Annotated in this window: 16 protein-coding genes; 12 read left to right on the top strand and 4 right to left on the bottom strand. The window is 67.4% G+C overall.

Annotation, left to right across the window (positions count from 1 at the left end):
• Positions 1-85 precede the first annotated feature (85 nt).
• The 9 genes from FS787_RS16765 (at position 86) to FS787_RS16730 (ending at position 10,601) form a co-directional block, all read left to right on the top strand.
• Entirely contained in the window at positions 86-1,276 is a 1,191-nt protein-coding gene (locus tag FS787_RS16765) for an ROK family transcriptional regulator (RefSeq protein ID WP_144674203.1), read from the top strand.
• Positions 1,277-1,406: 130 nt separating this feature from the next.
• On the top strand, positions 1,407-2,963 hold the full coding sequence (gene mmsA / locus FS787_RS16760; protein ID WP_144674201.1) for a multiple monosaccharide ABC transporter ATP-binding protein: 1,557 nt from the start codon (positions 1,407-1,409) through the stop codon (positions 2,961-2,963).
• Positions 2,964-3,013: 50 nt separating this feature from the next.
• Positions 3,014-4,282, top strand: a complete 1,269-nt coding sequence (gene mmsB, locus FS787_RS16755; protein ID WP_144674199.1) for a multiple monosaccharide ABC transporter permease — start codon at positions 3,014-3,016, stop codon at positions 4,280-4,282.
• Between the two features lie 51 nt (positions 4,283-4,333).
• Entirely contained in the window at positions 4,334-5,434 is a 1,101-nt protein-coding gene (locus FS787_RS16750) for a sugar-binding protein (RefSeq protein WP_144674196.1), read from the top strand.
• Between the two features lie 186 nt (positions 5,435-5,620).
• Positions 5,621-6,691, top strand: a complete 1,071-nt coding sequence (locus tag FS787_RS16745; RefSeq protein ID WP_144674194.1) for a Gfo/Idh/MocA family protein — start codon at positions 5,621-5,623, stop codon at positions 6,689-6,691.
• Between the two features lie 922 nt (positions 6,692-7,613).
• Positions 7,614-8,120, top strand: coding sequence for a hypothetical protein (locus FS787_RS16740; protein WP_144674192.1), 507 nt, complete (start codon positions 7,614-7,616; stop codon positions 8,118-8,120).
• An 81-nt stretch (positions 8,121-8,201) separates the two neighbouring features.
• Entirely contained in the window at positions 8,202-8,375 is a 174-nt protein-coding gene (locus FS787_RS18035; protein ID WP_186329230.1) for a hypothetical protein, read from the top strand.
• A 499-nt stretch (positions 8,376-8,874) separates the two neighbouring features.
• Entirely contained in the window at positions 8,875-10,035 is a 1,161-nt protein-coding gene (locus FS787_RS16735) for a serine/threonine-protein kinase (protein WP_395940365.1), read from the top strand.
• The gene (locus FS787_RS16730) at positions 10,032-10,601 is read left to right on the top strand and encodes a mucin-associated surface protein (protein WP_260982617.1); all 570 of its coding nucleotides are present in this window, start codon (positions 10,032-10,034) and stop codon (positions 10,599-10,601) included. Before FS787_RS16735 ends, FS787_RS16730 begins: the two co-directional genes overlap by 4 nt.
• A 180-nt stretch (positions 10,602-10,781) precedes the next feature.
• Here FS787_RS16730 and FS787_RS16725 read toward each other — a convergent pair whose 3' ends face one another.
• Positions 10,782-12,995 (bottom strand): catalase, encoded by a 2,214-nt coding sequence (locus FS787_RS16725; protein WP_144674190.1) that lies wholly within the window; start codon positions 12,993-12,995, stop codon positions 10,782-10,784.
• Positions 12,996-13,205: 210 nt separating this feature from the next.
• A complete protein-coding gene (locus FS787_RS16720; protein WP_144674188.1) occupies positions 13,206-15,425 on the bottom strand; it encodes an NADP-dependent isocitrate dehydrogenase in 2,220 nt (739 codons plus the stop codon).
• A gap of 248 nt (positions 15,426-15,673) precedes the next feature.
• Here FS787_RS16720 and FS787_RS16715 point away from each other — a divergent pair, with 248 nt between their 5' ends.
• Positions 15,674-16,675 carry a serine protease gene (locus FS787_RS16715; protein ID WP_144674186.1) on the top strand — a complete coding sequence of 334 codons (1,002 nt, stop codon included), beginning with the start codon at positions 15,674-15,676 and terminating at the stop codon, positions 16,673-16,675.
• Positions 16,676-16,947: 272 nt separating this feature from the next.
• Here the strand turns inward: FS787_RS16715 and purH are convergent, their stop codons facing one another.
• The gene (gene purH, locus FS787_RS16710; protein WP_144674184.1) at positions 16,948-18,633 is read right to left on the bottom strand and encodes a bifunctional phosphoribosylaminoimidazolecarboxamide formyltransferase/IMP cyclohydrolase; all 1,686 of its coding nucleotides are present in this window, start codon (positions 18,631-18,633) and stop codon (positions 16,948-16,950) included.
• Positions 18,634-18,784: 151 nt separating this feature from the next.
• Between purH and FS787_RS16705 the strand changes: the two genes are divergently transcribed.
• Positions 18,785-20,137 carry an MFS transporter gene (locus FS787_RS16705; RefSeq protein WP_144674182.1) on the top strand — a complete coding sequence of 451 codons (1,353 nt, stop codon included), beginning with the start codon at positions 18,785-18,787 and terminating at the stop codon, positions 20,135-20,137.
• 121 nt (positions 20,138-20,258) lie between these two features.
• Here the strand turns inward: FS787_RS16705 and purN are convergent, their stop codons facing one another.
• Positions 20,259-20,831 carry a phosphoribosylglycinamide formyltransferase gene (gene purN / locus FS787_RS16700; RefSeq protein WP_144674180.1) on the bottom strand — a complete coding sequence of 191 codons (573 nt, stop codon included), beginning with the start codon at positions 20,829-20,831 and terminating at the stop codon, positions 20,259-20,261.
• 39 nt (positions 20,832-20,870) lie between these two features.
• Here purN and FS787_RS16695 point away from each other — a divergent pair, with 39 nt between their 5' ends.
• Positions 20,871-21,317: a hypothetical protein gene (locus FS787_RS16695; protein WP_144674178.1), complete on the top strand. Its 447-nt coding sequence runs from the start codon at positions 20,871-20,873 to the stop codon at positions 21,315-21,317.
• The last annotated feature ends 13 nt before the right edge of the window (positions 21,318-21,330 follow it).

Below are 21,330 nucleotides of genomic sequence, written 5' to 3'. Positions count from 1 at the left end.
GGCGCCCGGCCGCCGCCGCGACGACACGGGCGGCCAGTTGCGTTAACTTCTTGACTACAAGCGTCCGATGCGGGACGCTTCATGCATGCCCTCACCAACGCGCTCAACGAGGAGCCGCACTAAAAATCCCGGATCACAGTCCGCCCTCCGGCATTTGAACCAGCAGCGGATCATAGAATGCCTTCTCGCCGGGCCCTCCACGCAAGCGGAACTGGCACGGCAGACCGGCCTCTCCACGGCCACGGTCTCGAACATCGTCAAGATTATGCAGGACGCCGGACTGGCCTCCACCGAACCGACCACCAGCTCCGGGCGGCGGGCCCTGAACGTCCGGCTCAACAGCAACGGCGCCGTGGCGGTCGGCATCGACTTCGGCCGCCGGCACCTGCGCGTTGTGCTGGCTTCGCTGAGCTATCACGTGATCGCCGAGGAATCGATCCTGCTCCCCCTGGGCCACCATGCCGAAGAAGGCATCGTCGCCGCCGTCGGGCTCCTTGACCGGCTCCTGGCCGGCAGCGGCGTGGAACGCAGCGCCGTCGTCGGTGCCGGCGTGGGCATCCCCGGCCCCATAGACCGCCGCACGGGCACCGTGGCGCAGGGCGCCATCCTGCCCGAATGGGTGGGCATCAACATCTTGCAGCGCCTCGAAGATGCGCTGGATCTCCCGGTTTTCGTGGACAACGACGCCAATCTGGGCGCCCTCTCCGAGGTGACCTGGGGGCCGCACACCGGTATCAGCAACCTGATGTTCCTCAAGATCGGCTCCGGCATCGGCGCGGGGCTGATCCTGAACGGGATGCCCTACTACGGCAACGTGGGCATCACCGGCGAAATCGGGCACGCAACCATCCACGAGCACGGGCTCATCTGCCGCTGCGGCAACCGCGGATGCCTGGAAACCATCGCCTCCACCACCACCATGATCGAGCTCCTGAGCCGCGGCGAGGACAAGCCGATCACCCCGGAAGACATCGTCCGCAAGGCCGTTGCTCGGGACTCCGCGACCCTGCGCGTCGTCGACGACGCCGGGCTCGCCGTCGGCCGCGCGCTGGGCAATGTGGCCAACCTGATCAACCCCGAAGTGATTGTGGTCGGCGGACCGCTGGCAGGGCTCGGCGAACTGCTGCTGGACCCGATCCGGCGGGGCCTGATCCGGCACGCGGTGCCCGTCATCGGTGAAACGACAACGCTCACCATGTCCTCATTGGGTGACCGGGCCGAGGCGCTCGGAGCCACCGCACTGGTCTTCCAGCACGCCGGAATCCGGCGGAACTAAGTTTTCGTTACCGGGCCGTTGCGTTAAAGACTTGACGACAATGCCTGTGATCCAGTTTACTTTCTCATCAGACGGCCTTGCGGTTTGCAGGGGCGGACAACGAAGTCATGCATTGGAGGCGTAAGGGCAGATGACGTCCCTCAACACGCACAGCGATCCGATTATTCTCGAGATGCGCTCCATCACCAAAGAGTTCCCCGGCGTTAAAGCCTTGTCCGAGGTGAACCTGCGGGTGAAGGCCGGTGAGATCCACGCGATCTGCGGTGAGAACGGCGCCGGCAAGTCCACCCTGATGAAGGTGCTCTCCGGGGTTTACCCGTTTGGCAGCTACGACGGCGACATTGTGTACCAGAGCGAAGTCCAGCAGTTCAAGGACATCCGGGCCAGCGAGCACGCCGGCATCGTAATCATCCACCAGGAACTCGCCCTGATCCCCGAGCTCTCCATCATGGAGAACATCTTCCTGGGCAACGAGCCCACCAAGCGCGGCGTGATCGACTGGGCCGAGGCCCGGGTCCGCTCCACCGAGCTGCTGGCCCGGGTGGGGCTCCGGGAGGACCCGGAAACCCCGATCAAGGAAATCGGCGTCGGCAAGCAGCAGCTCGTCGAAATCGCCAAGGCCCTGAACAAGTCGGTGAAGCTGCTCATCCTCGACGAGCCCACGGCGGCGCTGAACGAATCCGACTCCCAGCACCTGCTGGACCTCATGCTCGGCCTCAAGGGCCGCGGCATCACGTCCATCATCATTTCCCACAAGCTGAACGAGATCGAGCAGATCGCGGACTCCATCACCATCATCCGCGACGGCAAGTCGATCGAGACTCTCAACGTCAAGGCCGACGGCGTCGACGAGGACCGCATCATCAAGGGCATGGTGGGCCGGACCCTGGAATCCCGGTTCCCGGACCACGAGCCGAAGATCGGCGAGGTCTTCTTCGAGGTCAAGAACTGGAACGTGGGCCACCCGCAGATCCAGGACCGCATGGTCTGCAAGAACTCCAACTTCTTTGTCCGGCGCGGCGAGATCGTCGGCTTCGCCGGGCTGATGGGCGCGGGCCGCACCGAGCTGGCCCGCTCTGTCTTCGGCCGGTCCTACGGCCGGTTCCTCTCCGGGCACGTCTATCTGGACGGCAAGGAGGTGGAGCTCAAGAGCGTCCGCCAGGCCATCGACGCCGGACTGGGCTACGTCACCGAGGACCGCAAGATGCTCGGGCTGAACCTGCTGGACGACATCAAGGCCACCACGGTCTCCGCAAACCTGCGCAAGGTCAGTAAAAACAACGTCATCGACGCCAACAAGGTCTTCACCGTGGCCGAGCAATACCGCAAATCCCTGCGGACCAAGGCACCGTCCGTGGAGGAAGGCGTCGCCAAACTCTCCGGCGGCAACCAACAGAAGGTGGTGCTGGCGAAATGGATGTTCACCGACCCTGAGCTGCTGATCCTGGACGAACCCACCCGCGGGATCGACGTCGGTGCCAAGTACGAGATCTACGGCATCATCCAGGAGTTGGCCAACCAGGGGAAGGGCGTAATTGTCATTTCCTCGGAGCTGCCCGAGCTCCTGGGCCTCTCGGACCGCATCTACACCATCTTCGAAGGCGCCATCACCGGCGTGCTCAACAAGGACGAAGCAAGTCAGGAAAACCTGATGAAGCTCATGACCTCTGCCCGCAAGACCGCCTGACCCGCTGTGGCTAACCGCTCCGAACACTGACGGAAACAAGGACTGAAACAATGAACGCGCTCAAGAAGCTCTTTGGCGGCAACACCCGCCAATTCGGCATGATCTTCGCCCTGGTGGCCCTGATCATCTTCTTCCAGATTGCAACCGACGGCCGCACGCTCACCCCGGGCAACGTCATCAACCTCTTCAACGGCAACTCCTACATCCTGATCCTCGCCATCGGTATGGTCCTGGTGATCATCGCCGGCCACATCGACCTGTCCGTCGGCTCGGTGGCGGCGTTCGTGGGCGTCTGTGTGGCCCTGTTCATCAGAGACTGGGGCATTCCCTGGTACCTGGGCATCCTCATGGGGCTGCTGCTGGGAGTCCTGATCGGAGCCTGGCAAGGATTCTGGACGGCCTACGTCGGCATCCCGGCGTTCATCGTCACGCTGGCCGGCATGCTGATCTTCCGCGGCGCCAACCAGTTCGTCGGCAAGTCCAACACCATCCCAGTTCCCGCGGACTACCAGTACATCGGCTCGGGTTACCTCCCCGAAATCGGGCCCAACACCGGCTACAACAACCTCACCGTGCTGCTGGGCCTGGCCGCCGTCGCCTTCGTGATCTTCAGCGAGATCCGCTCCCGCCGCAACGCCAAGGCCCTCGGCGCCGACGTGCCCGAGCCCTGGGTCAGCGTCGTCAAGCTGGTGCTGATCTGCGGCGCCATCCTCTACGCAACCTACCTCTTCGCCACCGGCCGGCCGGGCACGTCCTTCCCGATCCCCGGGCTGATCCTCGCCGTCCTGGTCATCGTCTACGGTTTTATCTCCTCCAGGACCGTCATCGGCCGCCACATCTACGCAGTCGGCGGCAACCGTCACGCCGCAGAGCTCTCCGGTGTGCAGTCCAAGAAGGTCAACTTCCTGGTCATGATGAACATGTCCATCCTCGCCGGCCTCGCCGGCATGATCTTCGTCGGCCGTTCCACCGCGTCGGGCCCGTTCGACGGCGTCGGCTGGGAACTGGACGCCATCGCGGCCGTGTTCATCGGCGGCGCCGCGGTGACCGGCGGCGTCGGCACCGTGATCGGCTCGATCGTCGGAGGCCTGGTGATGGCCGTGCTGAACAACGGCCTGCAGCTCCTCGGCGTCGGCGCCGACCTGACCCAGATCATCAAGGGCCTGGTGCTCCTGATCGCCGTCGCCTTCGATGTCTACAACAAGACCCAGGGCAAGAAGTCCATCATCGGCCTGATGTTCAAGAACTTCGGCCGCAGCAGCGAGATGAAGCCTGACGAGACCACCTCCACCAAAGAGGTCATCTCCCGCGGCGCGTAGTCCGCTCCTTCACGATTCTCCGCACACCATCTAAAGAAAGTGAACCAAGCAATGCGAATGATTGGTAAAGCAGGAAAGGCAGCAGCAATCGCTGCTATTGCGGCACTGGCGCTGACAGCCTGCGGCCGCTCCGACAGCGGGGCGACCGGCGGTTCCACCGCCGGCGGCGAGGCCTTCCCGAAGGACTCCCTGATCGGCGTCGCACTCCCCCAGAAGACCAGCGAAAACTGGGTACTGGCAGAGACGCTCTTCAACGACGGACTCACCGAAGCCGGCTTCAAGCCGGATGTGCAGTTCGCCAACGGCGGCGTTTCCGAACAGCAGAACCAGATCAGCGCCATGATCACCAAGGGCGCCAAGGTCATCATCGTCGGCGCCATCGACGGTGCGCAGCTGGGCACCCAGCTTCAGCAGGCCAAGGAATCCGGCGCCACGATCATCGCGTATGACCGGCTGCTGCTGAACACCCCGAACGTGGACTACTACGTGGCCTACGACAACTTCAAGGTGGGCGAACTTCAGGGCCAGGCCCTGCTGGAAGGCATGAAGGCCAAGAAGCCGGAAGGCCCGTACAACATCGAGCTCTTCGCCGGCTCCCCCGATGACGCCAACGCAAAGGTCTTCTTCGACGGCGCCATGAGCGTCCTGAAGCCGAAGATGGACGACGGCACCTTGAAGGTGCTCTCCGGCCAGACGTCCTTCGAGCAGGCCGTGACCCAGGGCTGGAAGGCAGAAAACGCCCAGAAGCGCATGGACACCCTGCTCGCCGGAACCTACGCGAGCGCACCCCTTGACGGCGTGCTCTCCCCGAACGACACCCTGGCCCGCGCCATCATCACCTCGGTCAAGGCCGCCGGCAAGCCGATTCCGGTAGTCACGGGCCAGGACTCCGAGGTTGAGTCCGTGAAGTCGATCATGGCCGGTGAGCAGTACTCCACCATCAACAAGGACACCAGCAAGCTCGTGGAGCACACGATCACCATGGTCAAGGATCTCCAGGCCGGCAAGACGCCTGAGATCAACGACGACAAGTCCTACGACAACACGGTCAAGGTTGTTCCCGCGTACCTGCTGGAACCGGTCATCGTGACGCAGGAAAACGTCAAGACGGCCTACGTCAACGATCCGGTCCTTGGACCGCTGACGCAGTAGTTCCTGTTTAGACAGCACCTCAGGGAGCCCCGGCTCCGCCTCCTGGCGGGCCGGGGCTTTTTGCTGCCCTCACCCCATGGCCGCTCCCTGGCAAACAAAACCGACCGGCGGCTCCCTCCCCGACGCTCCCTCAGCTTCGGCGGCTCCCTCCCCGACGCTCCCTCCCCCGGGTGAGAGGATGGCACCATGACCGCCCTCATCGCCAAGCCCTGGTTGTTCAGTCAGACGGACACCGATCCCCGGACTGCAACAGGCGCCAGGCTGCGCTGGGGCGTGATCGCTACGGGAGGCATCGCGGCGTCCGTGACCCGCGACCTGGAACTCCTGGCGGACGCCGAGCTCTACGCTGTCAGTTCGCGCACGCAGGCGGCCGCGGATGCCTTCGCCTCTGATTTCGGCTTCGCGCGTGCTTACGGGGACCAAAACGGGCAGACCGGTTACGAACGGCTGCTCGCCAACGACGCCGTCGACGTCGTCTACGTCGCCACGCCGCACGCCCACCACCACGAGATCGCGCTGGCGGCCCTGACCGCGGGCAAGCACGTCCTCTGCGAGAAGGCGCTCACCGTCAACGCCCGGGAGGCCTCGGAGCTCGTGTCGCTGGCGCGCGCCAAGGGCCTGTTCCTGATGGAGGCCATGTGGAGCCGCTTCCTGCCTGCCATGCAGCGGGCCTTCGAGATCGCCGCCTCCGGCGAGATCGGAGAGGTCAAGTGGGTAGGGGCGGATCTGGGCTTCCCGGCGCCGTACTCGCCCGCCTCGCGCCTGTGGGCCCCTAAGGACGGGGGCGGCGCGCTGCTGGACCTCACCGTTTACCCGCTGCTCTGGGCCCTGGGCACGCTGGGCTTCCCGCAGACCGTCAGTGCCACCGGCTGGCTGAACGACGACGGCGTGGACGCCCAGAACGCGCTGACGCTCGGTTACCACCACGGCGCCCAGGCCCAGCTGACGTCCTCCCTCCTGGCGCACGGACCCCGCACCGCGACGGTGGCCGGCAGCCATGGCTTCCTGCAGTCCCTCGGTTCGATCAACAACCCCAAGGAGCTCCTGGTCCGGGTGGGCTTCGATGAGCCGCGCAGTGAATCCTTCGACGTCGTCGGGCGCGGCTACAGTTATGAACTGCGCGAGGTGACCCGTTGCATCCAGCAAGGACTCACCGAGAGTCCCGTGATGCCGCTCGAGGATTCCCTCAACACCATGCGGCTGTTCGACGGCGTGCGGGCGCAACTGGGTGTTATTTATCCCAACGACGCCCGGTAAGGGCCGTTTTCGGCGACTGAGGCCGACCGAGTTACCTTCGACTCTGGACTCGCCCCCGCGCGCGGACTTACCCTATAGGGAATCATCGAGCGTTCGGGGAATGGGGTGTGCAGTGGACCCAGCAGCTGTCCCGCTACGCGCGCGCCGCACATTCCGGCGGGTGATTCTGGGCGGTGTCGCCGGAATTGCCTGGCTGACGCTCGCGGCGACAGCCGCCAGCGCTGACGAGGCCGCCTCTCCCCCTCCGACGGCGGCCGCCGCAGTCATGACGGTTCCTGTGGACGCAGCGCCCGCGGTAGCGAATCCGGTGCCGACTCTTTTGGCCGTGGCCCAGGTCGCCGCCGTGCCGGCGGCCGCGGAAACCACCTGGGCAGCTGTTCCGGTTCCAACCCCCGACGGCGAGCCAGCACCCGCCCCCTCACCTCCGGACCCCCCGATCCCGCCGCCACCGCCCGCGCCTGCTGTCCCCGCGCCCGTTTTGGCGCCCGATCCTCCGGCCCCTGTTGTTCCTCCCGCTCCACCGGCCCCTCCCACTCCACCCGTTCCTGAACCTGTGCTGGATCCCGGCCCTCCCGCCCCTGTACCCGATCCGGCTCCGCCCGTGACCACTCCGGCGCCCGATCCCGCACCGCCGGTTGGCGCTCCATCCCCTCCCGTGACCACGCCGGTCCCGGATCCCACGCATCCGGCCACCGCCCCGGCCCCGACGCCCGCCGAGCCGGCGGCGCCGACCCCGCTGCCGTCAGGGCCGCCAGTGACGGGCCCGGCACCGCCCGTTGACCCGGCCAGTCCCGGGCCGGCCGTTCCCGGGCCGGTGCTCCAGGATGCTGTCCTCCCCGAATCGCCGCCCCCGGCCCCCGCTCCCCCGGACCCCGTCGTCGCACCGGGAACGGTGGCCTCTCCGGTGTCTGTGGCCGCTCCGGTGTCTGGGCCCACTCCGGTGTCCGTGGCCTCTCCGGCCTCCGTGGACGCACGGACGTCTGGAATTCCCCTCGGCTGCCTGGTCGGCGGCGAGGCCTTGCGTGACCTGCAACACTCCGAGTGGCCGTCCGGCGCCGAGTTCCTGGGAACGGTCCTATCCCTCCCCGTGCTGGCAGAAGAGGTTGGTCTGACAGCGAAGGGCCAGCAGGCCGGCAGCGCACCCCCGCAAGAAGCGGCACCGGCAGAGACCGCACCGCCGGCCCCCAGCGGCAACGACCGCCCGGGGCCCATGCCCAACGGGACAGGTCTGCCCACCCCCAACGCGCTGCCCGCGGCCCCCGGCTCCGGAACCGGAAATACGGCCTCGTCCGGCGGCCCCGGATGTGGAGCCGCCTGGCTTCCCAACCAATACTTGGTCATTCCCACCGCCGGCGCGGAACCAGTCCGTGGCCCGCTTCAGCACGTCCATTCCGCCGACGCTGCTGACCCCGGTTCCTCCCCTGACTAGTTAGCCGTCTCTGCCTTCCACAGAGCACGGCCACTCGGGCTGCCTTGGAGCGCCCGTCAACAGTCATTCAGGAGATTCCCAATGGACGCCACCGTCCACTGCCGGTACTCCGGCACCCCTTTTGCTTCTGCCACCTCCTCCGCCACGGGCCTGACGTCGTCAGCCCCGGCAGGACCGGACAGCGCGCCGGCCAGGCCCGACGGCCTCCTTCCGCGCCGCAAACCCTGCCCCCAGCAGGAGGAACGCCCGCCGTAAGCACCCCGCCGCCGCCAGGTCTTGTGGGGCCGGAGCGAAGTCGTTGGGTCCGCTGGGGGACTCAACGGCCCCGCAGCTCCGGCAAGGCATTCCATCGTTGGGTCCGCTGGGGGACCCAACGGTGAACCCGCTCCGACAAGGCATTCCATCGTTGGGTCCGCTGGGGGACCCAACGGTGAACCCGCTCCGACAAGGCAATCCATCGTTGGGTCCGCTGGGGGACCCAACGGTGAACCCGCTCCGACAAGGCAATCCGTCGTTGGGTCCGCTGGGGGACCCAACGGCAGAGAGGCTGCGGAAGCTTCTGCCCCGCACAGCGTCCCTCTGTCACTGGACGCTGTGCGGGAAGCGATACCCGTCCCGGTATCATTCAGGAGGTGTGCCGCCGTGGCGCATGGAAAAGGGACGGGGGACATACGTGGACAGTGCGCCCAAAATCGTCACGGCCGAGCTCCTGGGCGGCCGCTACCAACTGGGGGAAGTGATCGGCCGGGGCGGCATGGCTTCCGTCTACTCCGCCAAGGACATGAACCTGGGCCGCGATGTGGCACTCAAACTCTTTGCGCCGCAGTCCGCTGATGCCGACGAACTCAAACGTCAGGAAGCCGAGATTCAACTCCTGGCAACCCTGAACCACCCGAGCCTGGTCACACTGTTCGACGCCGGCACGGACACCCGGATCCCCGGGGAACCCCGCCCCTTCCTCACGATGGAACTCGTTGATGGCCAGGACCTGCGGACGCGGATCCGGCACAGTCCCCTGCCGCTGGCGGAGATCGCAGTTATCGGCGCCGGAGTGTCGGACGCCCTGGCCTACGTGCACTCGCTCGGGATCATCCACCGGGACATCAAGCCGGCGAACATCCTGCTGGTTCCGGTCCGTCCCGGGGAACCGCTGCGGCCCAAACTCACGGACTTCGGGATCGCCCGCATAATGGACGGCACCCGGCTGACCGCGACGGGCACCATGGTGGGGACCGCAGCGTATCTGAGCCCGGAACAGTCCCGGGGAGCCGACCTGGGTCCGGCAAGCGACATTTATTCCCTGGGCCTGGTCCTGCTCGAATGCATCAAGGGTGAGGTCGAATTTCCCGGCAGCGCCGTGGAATCCGCCGTGGCGAGACTACACAGGGCACCCGGCATCCCCGACGCCGTCCCGGCAGAGTGGGCCGCCCTGATCCGGGCCATGACAGCGCTGGACCCCCTGGACCGTCCGTCCGCAGCGGACCTCGAGGTGGCGCTGCGGCAAGCCCTGGTCTCCCCCGGGGCCCTTCCCGGCATCCTGGCAGAAGAGCGCACCCGGGTGCTGCCCGCCCCTCCGGCCCGGCCCCCACGGTTATCTTCCGCGGGACCGGCACCCGGGGACACCTCCCCCACGGGCCCGGGTGGAGGGACGCTGACCCTGCACCCGTCCCACGCGGAGGCAGTGGCCGTCCCGCGCCGGGAGTCTCTCCCGGTCCGGACTGCTGCACGCTTCCGGCGGGCCCGCCGCCGCACCCGGATCCTGCTGTCCCTCGCTTTGCTGGCCGTCGTCACGGGTGGTGTAGCCGCCGTCGTCGCCCTTGCAACCCCTGAACCGCCCGCCGTCGTCCCCTATCCGGCTGTCCCCGGGGACCTTGGAAAGCACCTGAAAGAGCTGCAGGAGAGTGTGGAACCATGAGCCTGACCAACCGGCTGGCCCGCGGCGCCGGGCGCAACAACCGTCGTGGGCGTCTCGCCGGCGCGGTCCTCGGCATGGCGCTTGTCACCGCTTCCCTTGGCGGCTGTGCTGCCACCCCTGATCTGGACCGCAATGCCGCCCGCCAGTTGCAATCCAGGGTCCTCGCCGTGACCGGGGCCGCCGCCGCCAACGATCCGGCCGCATCACTGAAGCACCTGGACGCCTTGGTGCTGGACCTGGACGAGGCGGCCGCCCGCGGGGACGTGTCCTTCAAACGGCACCAAAGCATCAGCAAGTCCGTCGACGCCGTCCGGGCGGACCTCAAGGCCCGGCAGGCCGAAGCCGAAGCCGCCCGGGTCGCCGCCGAGCAGAAGGCCAAGGCCGCTGCAGACAAGGCGGCAGCAGATAAGGCGGCGGCAGAAAAAGCGGCAGCGGACAAGGCGGCAGCGCAGGCAGCAGCCGCGCAGGCCGCCGCAGCGGCAGCGGCTCCCCCGCCCGCCGTCGCGCCCGCGCCGGCCGACAAAGGCAAGTCCAAGGGCAAGGGCAAGGGCAAGGACGACGACTGAAGCTGCGCTGGCCCCGGCCGCGTACAGAAGCAGGGAGGCGTGCAGTAGGACGGCCGGCAGAAGGCCGACGGGCGTAAGGACGGGGCCAAGACTTACAGGGTGCAGAAGGAGGGAGGAGCCCGCGGGCTCCTCCCTCCTTCGTCTTCGGCCGGCCTGCCGGCTCCCCAGTCGTCGTTCGGGCTACGCGCCGGTGGCCGGGAACCGCTCCCAGGCCCGGTGTGCCGCGAGCAGCTCACTGAGCTGCGCCACGACGTCGTCCGGCCCGTACCCCAGGGCAATGCCCGCGGCGTCCTGCGGGATGCTGGCCCCGTCCAGGCACGTGACGGCCGGACCCCAGCCGCCGATTGCCTTGGCGTGCCGGAACATCTCCGAAAGCAGGAGTACGACGCGCGGATCCAGCGACGCCCCCGGCTCGCCGGCCTTGGCGTCCCGTCCCTGCACAGCATCGGGGGCAGCAGCGCCTGAACCGGCGATCAGCACGGCGTCGAACTCGGTGGAGCGGGCCGTCAGGTAGGTGCGCTGGACCGGGACGCCGCCGTCGGTCCCCCAAAGGAAGCCGCCGGACGGTGCGATAACGAGCGGGACGATCCCGGCGGCGTCGAGCGCGGTCCGGGCGGCCTGGACGGCATCCAGGTCGCTGTCCTCGTCGGCGATGATGCCCACAACACGTCCGGCCACCGGCCACGACCCTCCCAGCTGGGACACCGCCGGGCTCGGGGCTGCGTCCTCCACCTGTGCACTGGCCTGCGGAGCCGGCATACCGAGCCCGGCTGCCACGGCCGCGCACAGGGCGGAGTCGATGTTCGCCAGCGCCAGCAGCTGCCGCTGACGGATGGCCTCCTCGCGGCACTTCCCCAGTTCGAAGGTATATGCCTGGATCACGTGGTCCTGTTCCACAGGGGTCAAGCTGCGGAAGAACAGCCGCGCCTGGCTGTAGTGGTCATCAAAGGACGCGGGCGACTTCCGCTCCTTGACCGCGGCTGCGAGTTCTTCCGGGACATCGATAAAGGCCCCGAGGTCGGCCCCGGCCAGGAACGGGCAGCCGCCGTCGAGCGAGTTCGGGTGGTAGGGCGCCGCTCCCCCGTGCACCGCGGTCTGGTGCATGCCGTCCCGCAGCATGTCGTTGACGGGTGCGTGCGGCCGGTTGATCGGAAGCTGGCTGAAGTTGGGGCCGCCCAGCCTGCTGATCTGCGTATCAATATAGGAGAACAGCCGGACCTGCAGCAGGGGATCGTTGGTCACGTCGATGCCCGGGACAAGGTGGCCGGGGTGGAAGGCCACCTGCTCGGTTTCCGCAAAGTAGTTCACCGGGTTGGCGTTCAGGGTCATGAGTCCGATCGGCTGCACCGGCGCCAGTTCCTCCGGGACGAACTTGGTGGGGTCGAGCAGGTCGATCCCTTCGAAGAACTCCTCCTCCGTGTCCGGGAAGACCTGCACACCGAGCTCCCACTGCGGGTAGGCGCCGGCCTCGATCGCGTCCGCCAAGTCCCGGCGGTGGAAGTCCGGGTCCATGCCGTTGATGAGCTGCGCTTCCTCCCAAACCAGCGAATGGACGCCCTGTTTCGGCTTCCAGTGGAACTTCACCAGGCTGGTCTTGCCCTCGCCGTTGACGAAGCGGAAGGTGTGGACACCGAAGCCTTCCATGGTGCGGTAGGAGCGCGGGAGGGCCCGGTCGGACATGTTCCACATGGTGTGGGCCTGGGCCTCGGTGTGCAAGGAGACGAAATCCCAGAAGGTGTCATGAGCGCTTTGCGCCTGCGGGATTTCGCGGTCCGGATGCGGCTTCCCGGCGTGGATGATGTCCGGAAACTTGATGCCGTCCTGGATGAAGAACACCGGGATGTTGTTGCCGACCAGATCGAAGGTGCCCTCGTCGGTGTAGAACTTGGTGGCGAACCCGCGGGTGTCCCGGACGGTGTCCGCCGAACCGCGCGAGCCCAGGACGGTGGAGAAACGCACGAAAACGGGCGTCTCCACGTCCTTGGCCAGGAACCCGGCGCGGGTGATGTTCGACGCCGACCCGTAGGACCGGAAAACGCCGTGCGCGCCGGCGCCGCGGGCGTGCACCACGCGTTCCGGGATGCGCTCGTGGTCGAAGTGGGTGATTTTCTCCCGCAGGTGGTGGTCCTGGAGCAGCACGGGTCCGCGCCGTCCTGCCTTCAGCGAGTGGTCCGTGTCGGAGAGCCGGAGCCCCTGGGCCGTGGTGAGGTACGCACCGGACTGTGACCGGGAGTTGACCGGCGCGCCGGTGGGGGCGCCGGTCGGCGACACGGCCTCGGGTCCCTGCTGGTCAGGCTTGGGCGGAAGCGGTTCCCGCGGTGTGGTGGGCTCCTCCACTGTTGGCGGCTCCACGGAGGGTGCACCGGGGATCTGGATGTTGCTCTCTTCTGGCATGGGAAGACTCCTCAGGATAGGCAACCTCAGCTCCAAACCGGCGGCCTGCGGCCCTCCGGTCGAAACTAAGCTTGCTTAGTACCCTAGTTGCCGCCCTTCGGAGAGACAACACCGCCCGCCGCCCGAAACGGAAAAGCCGAACGGCGCAACGGAAGGGTTCCGCTGCGCCGTTCGGCGTTGCCTGTCGCCGACTAGGCGGCGTGCCGGGTCCTAGCCCAGCATCGACAGCACTTCGCCGAACTTGGCCGAAGGCCGCATGACAGCGGTGACCTTGGCCTCGTCCGGGTGGTAGTACCCGCCGAGATCCACCGGGGAACCCTGGGCGGCCAGGAGCTCGCCGACGATGGTTTCCTCGCCAGCATCCAGCGCGCCGGAGACAGCGGCGAAAGCCGCGGCCAGCTCGGCGTCGTCGGTCTGGCGGGACAGTTCCTGGGCCCAGAACTTGGCCAGGTAGAAGTGGCTGCCGCGGTTGTCCAGTTCGCCGGCCTTGCGCTTCGGGGACTTGTCCTCCAGCAGGAAGGTCCCGGTGGCGCGGTCCAGGGTGTCGGCGAGGATCTGCGCGCGGGCGTTGCCCGTAGACGTGGCGAGGTGCTCGAAGCTGACGGCGAGGGCCAGGAACTCACCCAGGCTGTCCCAGCGCAGGTGGTTTTCCTTGAGCAGCTGCTGGACGTGCTTCGGGGCAGAGCCGCCGGCGCCGGTTTCGAAGAGGCCGCCGCCGTTGATCAGCGGAACCACGGAGAGCATCTTGGCGCTGGTGCCGAGTTCCAGGATCGGGAACAGGTCCGTGAGGTAGTCGCGCAGCACGTTGCCGGTCACCGAGATGGTGTCCTCGCCCTTGCGGATGCGCTCCAGCGTGAAGGCCGTGGCCTCCACCGGGGACAGGATGGCGATCTCCAGGCCCTCGGTGTCGTGTTCCTTGAGGTATTCCTCCACCTTGGCGATCATCTGGGCGTCGTGGGCGCGGCTCTTGTCCAGCCAGAAGACGGCCGGCGTGGCGGAGGCGCGGGCGCGGGTGACGGCCAGCTTGACCCAGTCGCGGACCGGGACATCCTTGGTCTGGCAGGCGCGCCAGATGTCGCCCGGGGCGACCTGGTGTTCGATCAGCACGGTGCCGTCGTCGTCGATCAGCTGCACGGTGCCGGCGGACTGGATCTCGAAGGTCTTGTCGTGGCTGCCGTATTCCTCGGCCGCCTGGGCCATCAGGCCGACGTTCGGGACGGTGCCCATCGTGGTGGGGTCGAAGGCGCCATGGGCACGGCAGTCGTCGATGACCACCTGGTAGATGCCGGCGTAACTGCTGTCCGGGAGGACGGCGAGCGTGTCGGCTTCCTGGCCGTCGCGGCCCCACATGTGGCCGGAGCTGCGGATCATGGCCGGCATGGAGGCGTCCACGATCACGTCGGAGGGGACGTGCAGGTTGGTGATGCCCTTGTCGGAATCGACCATGGCCAGCTCGGGGCCCTCGTTGAGGCCCTTCTGGATGGCGGCCTCGACGTCGGCGCGGATCTCCTCGGGAAGGTCTTCAAGGCCGTTGAGGATGGAGGCGAGGCCGTTGTTCGGGCTCAGGCCAGCGGCGGCGATCTGGGCGCCGTACGTGTCGAAGAGCTCAGCGAAGTACGCCTTGACGACGTGGCCGAAGATGATCGGGTCCGAGACCTTCATCATGGTGGCTTTCAGGTGGGCGGAGAACAGCACGCCCTCTTCCTTGGCGCGGGCCACCTGTGCGGCGAGGAACGTATCCAGCGCGGCGGCGCGCATCACGGTGCCGTCGATGACTTCGCCGGCGAGGACGGGGAAAGCCCGCTTGAGGACCTTGACCGTGCCGTCCTCCTTGACCAGCTGGATCTTGAGGTTGCCGTCGGCCTTGATGACCAGGGACTTCTCGTTCGAGCGGAAGTCATCGGCGTCCATGGTGGCGACGTTGGTCTTGGACTCGGGGGTCCAGGCGCCCATGCTGTGCGGGTTCTGGCGGGCGTAGGCCTTAACCGAAAGCGGGGCGCGGCGGTCCGAGTTGCCCTCGCGGAGCACCGGGTTGACGGCGGAACCCTTGATCTTGTCGTAGCGGGAGCGGATGTCCGTCTCCTCATCCGAGGAGGGGTTGTCCGGGTAGTCCGGGAGGGCGTAGCCCTGGCCCTGGAGTTCCGCGATGGCGGCCTTCAGCTGCGGGGTCGAGGCGCTGATGTTGGGCAGCTTGATGATGTTGGCCTCGGGCTCCTTGACTAGGCCGCCAAGCTCGGCCAGCGCGTCACTGACGCGCTGCTCTTCGGTGAGGTAGTCGCCGAAGGCGGCGATGATGCGGCCGGCCAGCGAAATGTCTCGGGTTTCCACCTCCACACCGGCCGTCGAAGCGTAGGCTTCGACAATCGGCAAGAACGAATAGGTTGCCAGCATCGGCGCTTCGTCGGTGTGGGTATAGATAATCTTTGCCATTGCTCGGGCGTCTCCCTGAAGGTCTGGGTATTTCCGGAATTTTGTGTTATCTCAACATCACTAACTTACCCGAGGGAGCCGGGTTGCCGCCTACCGGCGTCGCCCGTCCCCGACTCCATGAAGCCCACAACGCCGCAATGACAAGAATTGACAAGATGCTTTACAGATTGGTCAATGTCCCGTAGTTTCGTTCCCATCACAGCGGACGCCTCCGGCAGCCGCACCGCTTTCCACCGGTTAGGACAACCATGAGAACACCCAAAACTCTGGCCACCAGCCTTTTGAGCCTCTCGGCCGCAGCACTGCTGGCGCTCAGCGCTGCGGGCGCGGCCAGCGCAGCCCCGGCACCCGGCAAGGCACCGACGGAGACGTCGGGGGTCAGCAGCCACACCGTCGTCGAGACCGGCGGAGCGGAGTACTGGACGGCGGAGCGGATGCGCAACGCCATCCCCGGTGATGTGCTGGCCGAAAAGGCCAAGCAGCGGAGCGCCAACTCCACAGCCGTCATCAACCGGCCGGCCGAAGCCGGGGCGCCCAGCACGGTGGAGGCCCAGAGCCCGGTGCGCCAGGCCAAGGAAGTCCAGCCCAATGCGAATGCCAGCGAGACTCCGGTCAAACACATCGGCAAGGTCTTCTTCACCCTGGGCGGCGCCAACTACGTCTGCTCCGGCAACTCAGTCTCCTCCACGAACAAGAGCACCGTCTCCACGGCCGGCCACTGCCTCAACGAGGGCCCGGGCGCCTTCGCCACCAAGTTCACGTTCGTCCCGGCCTACCTCAACGGCTCCGCGCCCTACGGCATGTGGACGGCCAAGTCCCTCCACGCCCCCACCCAGTGGAGCTCCGGCGGCGACATGACGTACGACACCGGCTTTGCGGTCATGAACACCCTCAACGGCCAGACTCTCGCGGATGTTGTGGGGGCCTCGGGCGTGCAGTTCAACGCCGCCCGCGGCCTCACCTACAAGGCCTTCGGCTACCCCGCGGCACGGCCCTTCGACGGCGAGTCCCTCAAGAGCTGCAGCGGCACCGCCACCAACGACCCGTACAACCCGCAGTTCAACAGCCAGGGCATCCCCTGCAACATGACCGGCGGGTCATCGGGCGGTCCGTGGTTCATCGGTTCCAGCTCCACCGGCTACCAGAACTCGGTCAACAGCTACGGGTACGGCAGCAAGTCCACCACGATGTACGGCCCGTACTGGGGCTCCGTCATCCAGCAGGCCTACAGCACCGCGGCCGCTTCCTAGGCATCCACCGGCAACACAGACGCGGGGTCACTCGAGGCCCATCTCCAGCAGCGGGGATGGGCCCAGGTGGCCCCGCTTTGGCGTGCGGCTCCGTCTTGTACGCCTAACCCGCGGGACATGCCCTCCCCCGGCGGCGAAGACTGGGCACAATCCCCATATGCCCACCCGTGGCCACAAAAAATGGACATGCCCTCCGCGAGGGGAGGACATGTCCATTCCTTATGCAGCACCGGGACAGCGACCGCGTGACGAGCGACCCCGCCGGCGGCTAACTAGTGGAAGAAGTGCCGGGCGCCGGTGAAGTACATCGTGATGCCCGCGGCGTTGGCTGCGGCGATGACCTCGTCGTCCCGGACCGAGCCGCCGGGCTGGACGACGGCGCGGACGCCGGCGTCGATCAGGATCTGCAGTCCGTCGGCGAACGGGAAGAACGCGTCCGACGCCGCGACGGCACCGCGGGCACGCTCCGGCGACCCGGCCGCGTCGGCGTTCGAGGCACCGCCGGCACCCTCCACATCGGAGTCCACCGAAACGCCCAGCGAGTTGGCCCGCTCGACGGCCAGCTTGCAGGAATCGAGCCGGTTGACCTGGCCCATGCCGATGCCCACGGCGGCGCCATCCGACGCCAGCAGGATGGCGTTGGACTTGGCCGCGCGGCAGGCGGTCCAGGCGAACGCGAGATCGGCCAGGGTGCCGGCGTCGGCGGCGTCACCGGCGGCGAGGGTCCAGTTGGCGGGGTTGTCGCCGTCGGCGTCCACCCGGTCCGACATCTGCACCAGCACGCCACCGGACACCTGGCGGATCTCGGAGGGGTAGCGGCCGTAGCCCTCGGGCAGGGCGAGGAGGCGGATGTTCTTCTTCTTGGAGAGGATCTCCACGGCCTCGTCCTCGAAGCCCGGGGCGATGACCACCTCGGTGAAGATGCCCGCGACGGTCCGGGCCATGCCGGCGGTGACCGTGCGGTTCGCCGCGATCACACCGCCGAACGCGGAGACCGGGTCGCAGGCGTGCGCCTTGGCGTGGGCGTCAGCGATGGGATCCACCGCGGAGGCCGAGCCCACGGCCACGCCGCAGGGGTTGGCGTGCTTGATGATCGCGACGGCGGGCTCGGCGAAGTCGAAGGCGGCGCGCAGCGCGGCGTCGGCGTCGACGAAGTTGTTGTAGCTCATGGCCTTGCCGTGCAGCTGGTCGGCCTGCGCGATGCCGGCCGGGGCGGCCTTGTCCACATAAAGTGCGGCCTGCTGGTGCGGGTTTTCGCCGTAGCGGAGCACCTCGGAGCGCTCCAGGGCGAGGCCGGCGTAGGCGGGCCAGTCGATGACGCCGTCGCCGTCCTCGTCGAGGAACTGGCTCGCGGTCCAGCTGGCTACGGCGGTGTCATAGGTCGCCGTGTGCGCGAAGGCCTTGGCGGCCAGCCGGCGTCGGGTCTTCAGGTCAAAGCCGCCGGAAGCGGCGGCGGCCACGACGTCGTGGTACGAGGACGGGTCCACCACAATCGCGACGGCGGCGTGGTTCTTCGCGGCGGAGCGCACCATCGCGGGGCCCCCGATGTCGATCTGCTCGACGACGTCGTCCTGCGCGGCGCCCGACTTCACCGTTTCCACGAACGGGTAGAGGTTCACAACGACGAGGTCGAACGGCTCGATGTCCATCGACGCGAGCGTGTCCATGTGGGCCGGGACGCGGCGGTCGGCGAGGATGCCGCCGTGGACGCGCGGGTGGAGGGTCTTGACGCGGCCGTCCAGCATTTCCGGGGAGCCGGTGACTTCCTCGACTTCCTGCACCGGGATGCCGGCGGCGGCGATCTTCTTGGCGGTGGAGCCGGTGGAGACGATCTTGACGCCGGCGTCGTGCAGGCCCCTCGCGAGCTCCTCCAGACCGGTCTTGTCGTAGACCGAAATAAGGGCCCGGCGGATGGGAACGCGGTCGATGGATACACGGTCAAGCTGCGTGAAGCTCACAAAAGTCTCCGTCTTATATCGCGGCGGGGCCGCGGGTGGTGGGGATGCGGCCAGTTTATCGCGTCAGCGCGCAGGCCCTGCCCGCGCGCCGGAGTATGAAGCGCACCGCACCCCCGCGCCCGGGCACGTAGAGTTTTCCCAGGAGGCTGAGATGAATACGTACACCACTGTGCCCAGCGGCGAACAGGTGGTCCAGGAACTGCCCTGGCGCTGGAAGGTGCAGGGCCGGATCTTCCTGATCGGCGGCCTGGGCTTTATGTTCGACGCCTGGGACGTCACGCTCAACGGCATCCTGATTCCGCTGCTGTCCAAGCACTGGTCCCTCAGCCCGGGCGAGGCCGCCTGGATCGGCGCCTCGAACCTGATCGGCATGGCCCTGGGCGCCTTCATCTGGGGCACCATCGCGGACACGATCGGGCGCAAAAAGGCCTTCACCGCCACGTTGCTGATCTTCTCGCTGTTCACCGTGCTGGGTGCCTTCTCCCCCGACTTCCTCTGGTTCGTCGCGTTCCGCTTTATGGCCGGCTTCGGCCTGGGCGGCTGCATCCCGGTGGACTACGCGCTGGTGGGCGAGTTCACGCCCCGCAAGCAGCGCGGCAAGGTCCTCACCGCGATGGACGGCTGGTGGCCGATCGGTGCCGCGCTGTGCGGCTTCGTGTCCGCCGGGCTCGTGGCCCTGTACGGGGACTGGCGGCTGACCATGCTGGTCATGGTGCTGCCGGCGCTGCTGGTGTTCTGGGTCCGCCGCAGCGTCCCCGAATCCCCGCTGTTCCTGATCCGCAAGGGCCGCCGGGACGAGGCCGCCAAGGTGATTGACGACCTCGTCGCCGCGACCGGGGCGGAACCCCGCGTCTACAGCCTGCCCGAGGCGCAGGACGCGCCCCGGCTCTCCGCCGGAAGCGCCTGGACCCAGCTGCGCCTGCTCTGGCAGTACGACTGGAAAATCACGACGGCGGCCTGGTCCCTGTTCTTCAGCATCCTGCTGGTGTACTACCTGTCGCTGACGTGGATGCCGCGGATCCTGATCGGCGCCGGCTTCGAGGAGTACAAGGCGTTCCTCACCACCGCCTCCATGGCCGCCGTCGGGCTCCTCGGCGTGGTGGTGGCGGCCCTGCTGGTGGAACGCGTGGGACGCAAGTGGATCCTGGCGATCACCGGCCCGCTGTCCGCGCTGACCCTGGTGATCGTCGCGATCGTGGTGGACATCCCGACGGCGGCCGTGTTCTGGCTGCTGGTGTTCGGCTTTGTGGTGCAGGTGGCCATCCCGGTGCTCTACGCCTATGTCTCCGAGCTGTATCCGACGGAGCTGCGCGGTTCGGGCTTCGGCTGGGCCTCGACGTTTTCCCGGATCGGCGCCGGCTTCGGCCCGCTGGTGTTCGCGGCGTTCCTCTGGCCGGAGCTGGGCCTCGCGACGTCGTTCGCGATCGCCGGTGTGCTGGTGCTGCTGAGTGTGCTGTGGATGGCGTTCTTCGCACCCGAAACCAAGCAGCGCCACCTGGCTTAGGCCGGCCGCCACTTTCGCACGCACCTCCCCGCCGTTGCGCTATCATTTTTGGTGCTCCTGAGCCTCTAAGAAGCACCAAAAGTGATAGGGCAACGCGGGGTTCAGGCGGGCTACTCGGTGGTCAGGGCGTCTTTGCGGCGGCGAGGGTTGCCAGTGTGGAGACCAGGAGCCGGCGTTCCACCACCTTGATCCGTTCGTGCAGGGAGTCCTCGGTCTCGCCGTCCCCGACCGTCACGGCTTCCTGCGCGATGATCGGGCCCGTGTCCACCCCTGCGTCGGCCCAGTGCACCGTGCAGCCGGTGACCTTCACGCCGTACGCCAGCGCGTCGCGGACGCCGTGCGCGCCGGGGAACGCGGGCAGCAGGGCCGGGTGCGTGTTGAGGTATTTGCCGCTGAACGCATCGATGAAGTCCGCGCTGACGATCCGCATGAACCCTGACGACACGACGACGTCGGGCGCGTACGCGGCCACGGCTTCGGTAAGCGCGGTGTTCCACGCGGCCCGGTCCGGGTAGGCCTTGAAGTCCACCACGAACGTCGGGATGCCGGCGGCGGCGGAGCGCTCCACCCCGTACGTGCCGGGCCGGTCCGCGCCGACGGCGGCGATCTCGACGTCGAGCCTGCCCTCTTTCACGGCGTCGATGACGGCCTGGAGGTTGGAGCCGGTGCCGGAGACGAGGACTACGATGCGCATGGTCTTAGCTTATGGGGCCGCTCGCGTAGGCTGGAAAACATGAATCCCCCGAACGACTCCGGCAGCCAGGGCGGCCTGGGCGGCCAGCCGCAGGGCCAGCATCCGCTCAGCGACGCGGCCAAGGCCTCGCAGGCGAAAACCCACATTCTGTTCCGCAGCTTCATCGTGGCGGTGCTGGGGTCGTTCTTCGTCTACCAGCTGGACATCAATTACCTCTGGCTGAGTGCACTCCTGACGGTGGCCGCGATCGTGCTGGGCATCATGGTGCTGGTCCGGTACGCGAAGTTCAAGGAATCCAAATTCGTGCTGTTCGGGACGATTTCCGGGCTGGTGGTCGTTGCCGTGCAGGTGCTGCTGCTTGTGTCCTCGGCCCTGTTCTTCAACCAGGTCCGGGATTACCAGCAGTGCAGCCGCCAGGCCCTGACGCAGCAGGCGGCCTCCAAGTGCCAGACCCAGCTGGAGGAATCGCTGCCGCGGTTCCGCTAGGCGCGGCGCCGCG

This window comes from Arthrobacter sp. U41, assembly GCF_007679325.1.
Lineage (GTDB): Bacteria > Actinomycetota > Actinomycetes > Actinomycetales > Micrococcaceae > Arthrobacter.
This window is presented reverse-complemented; position numbering and strand designations above follow the sequence as displayed.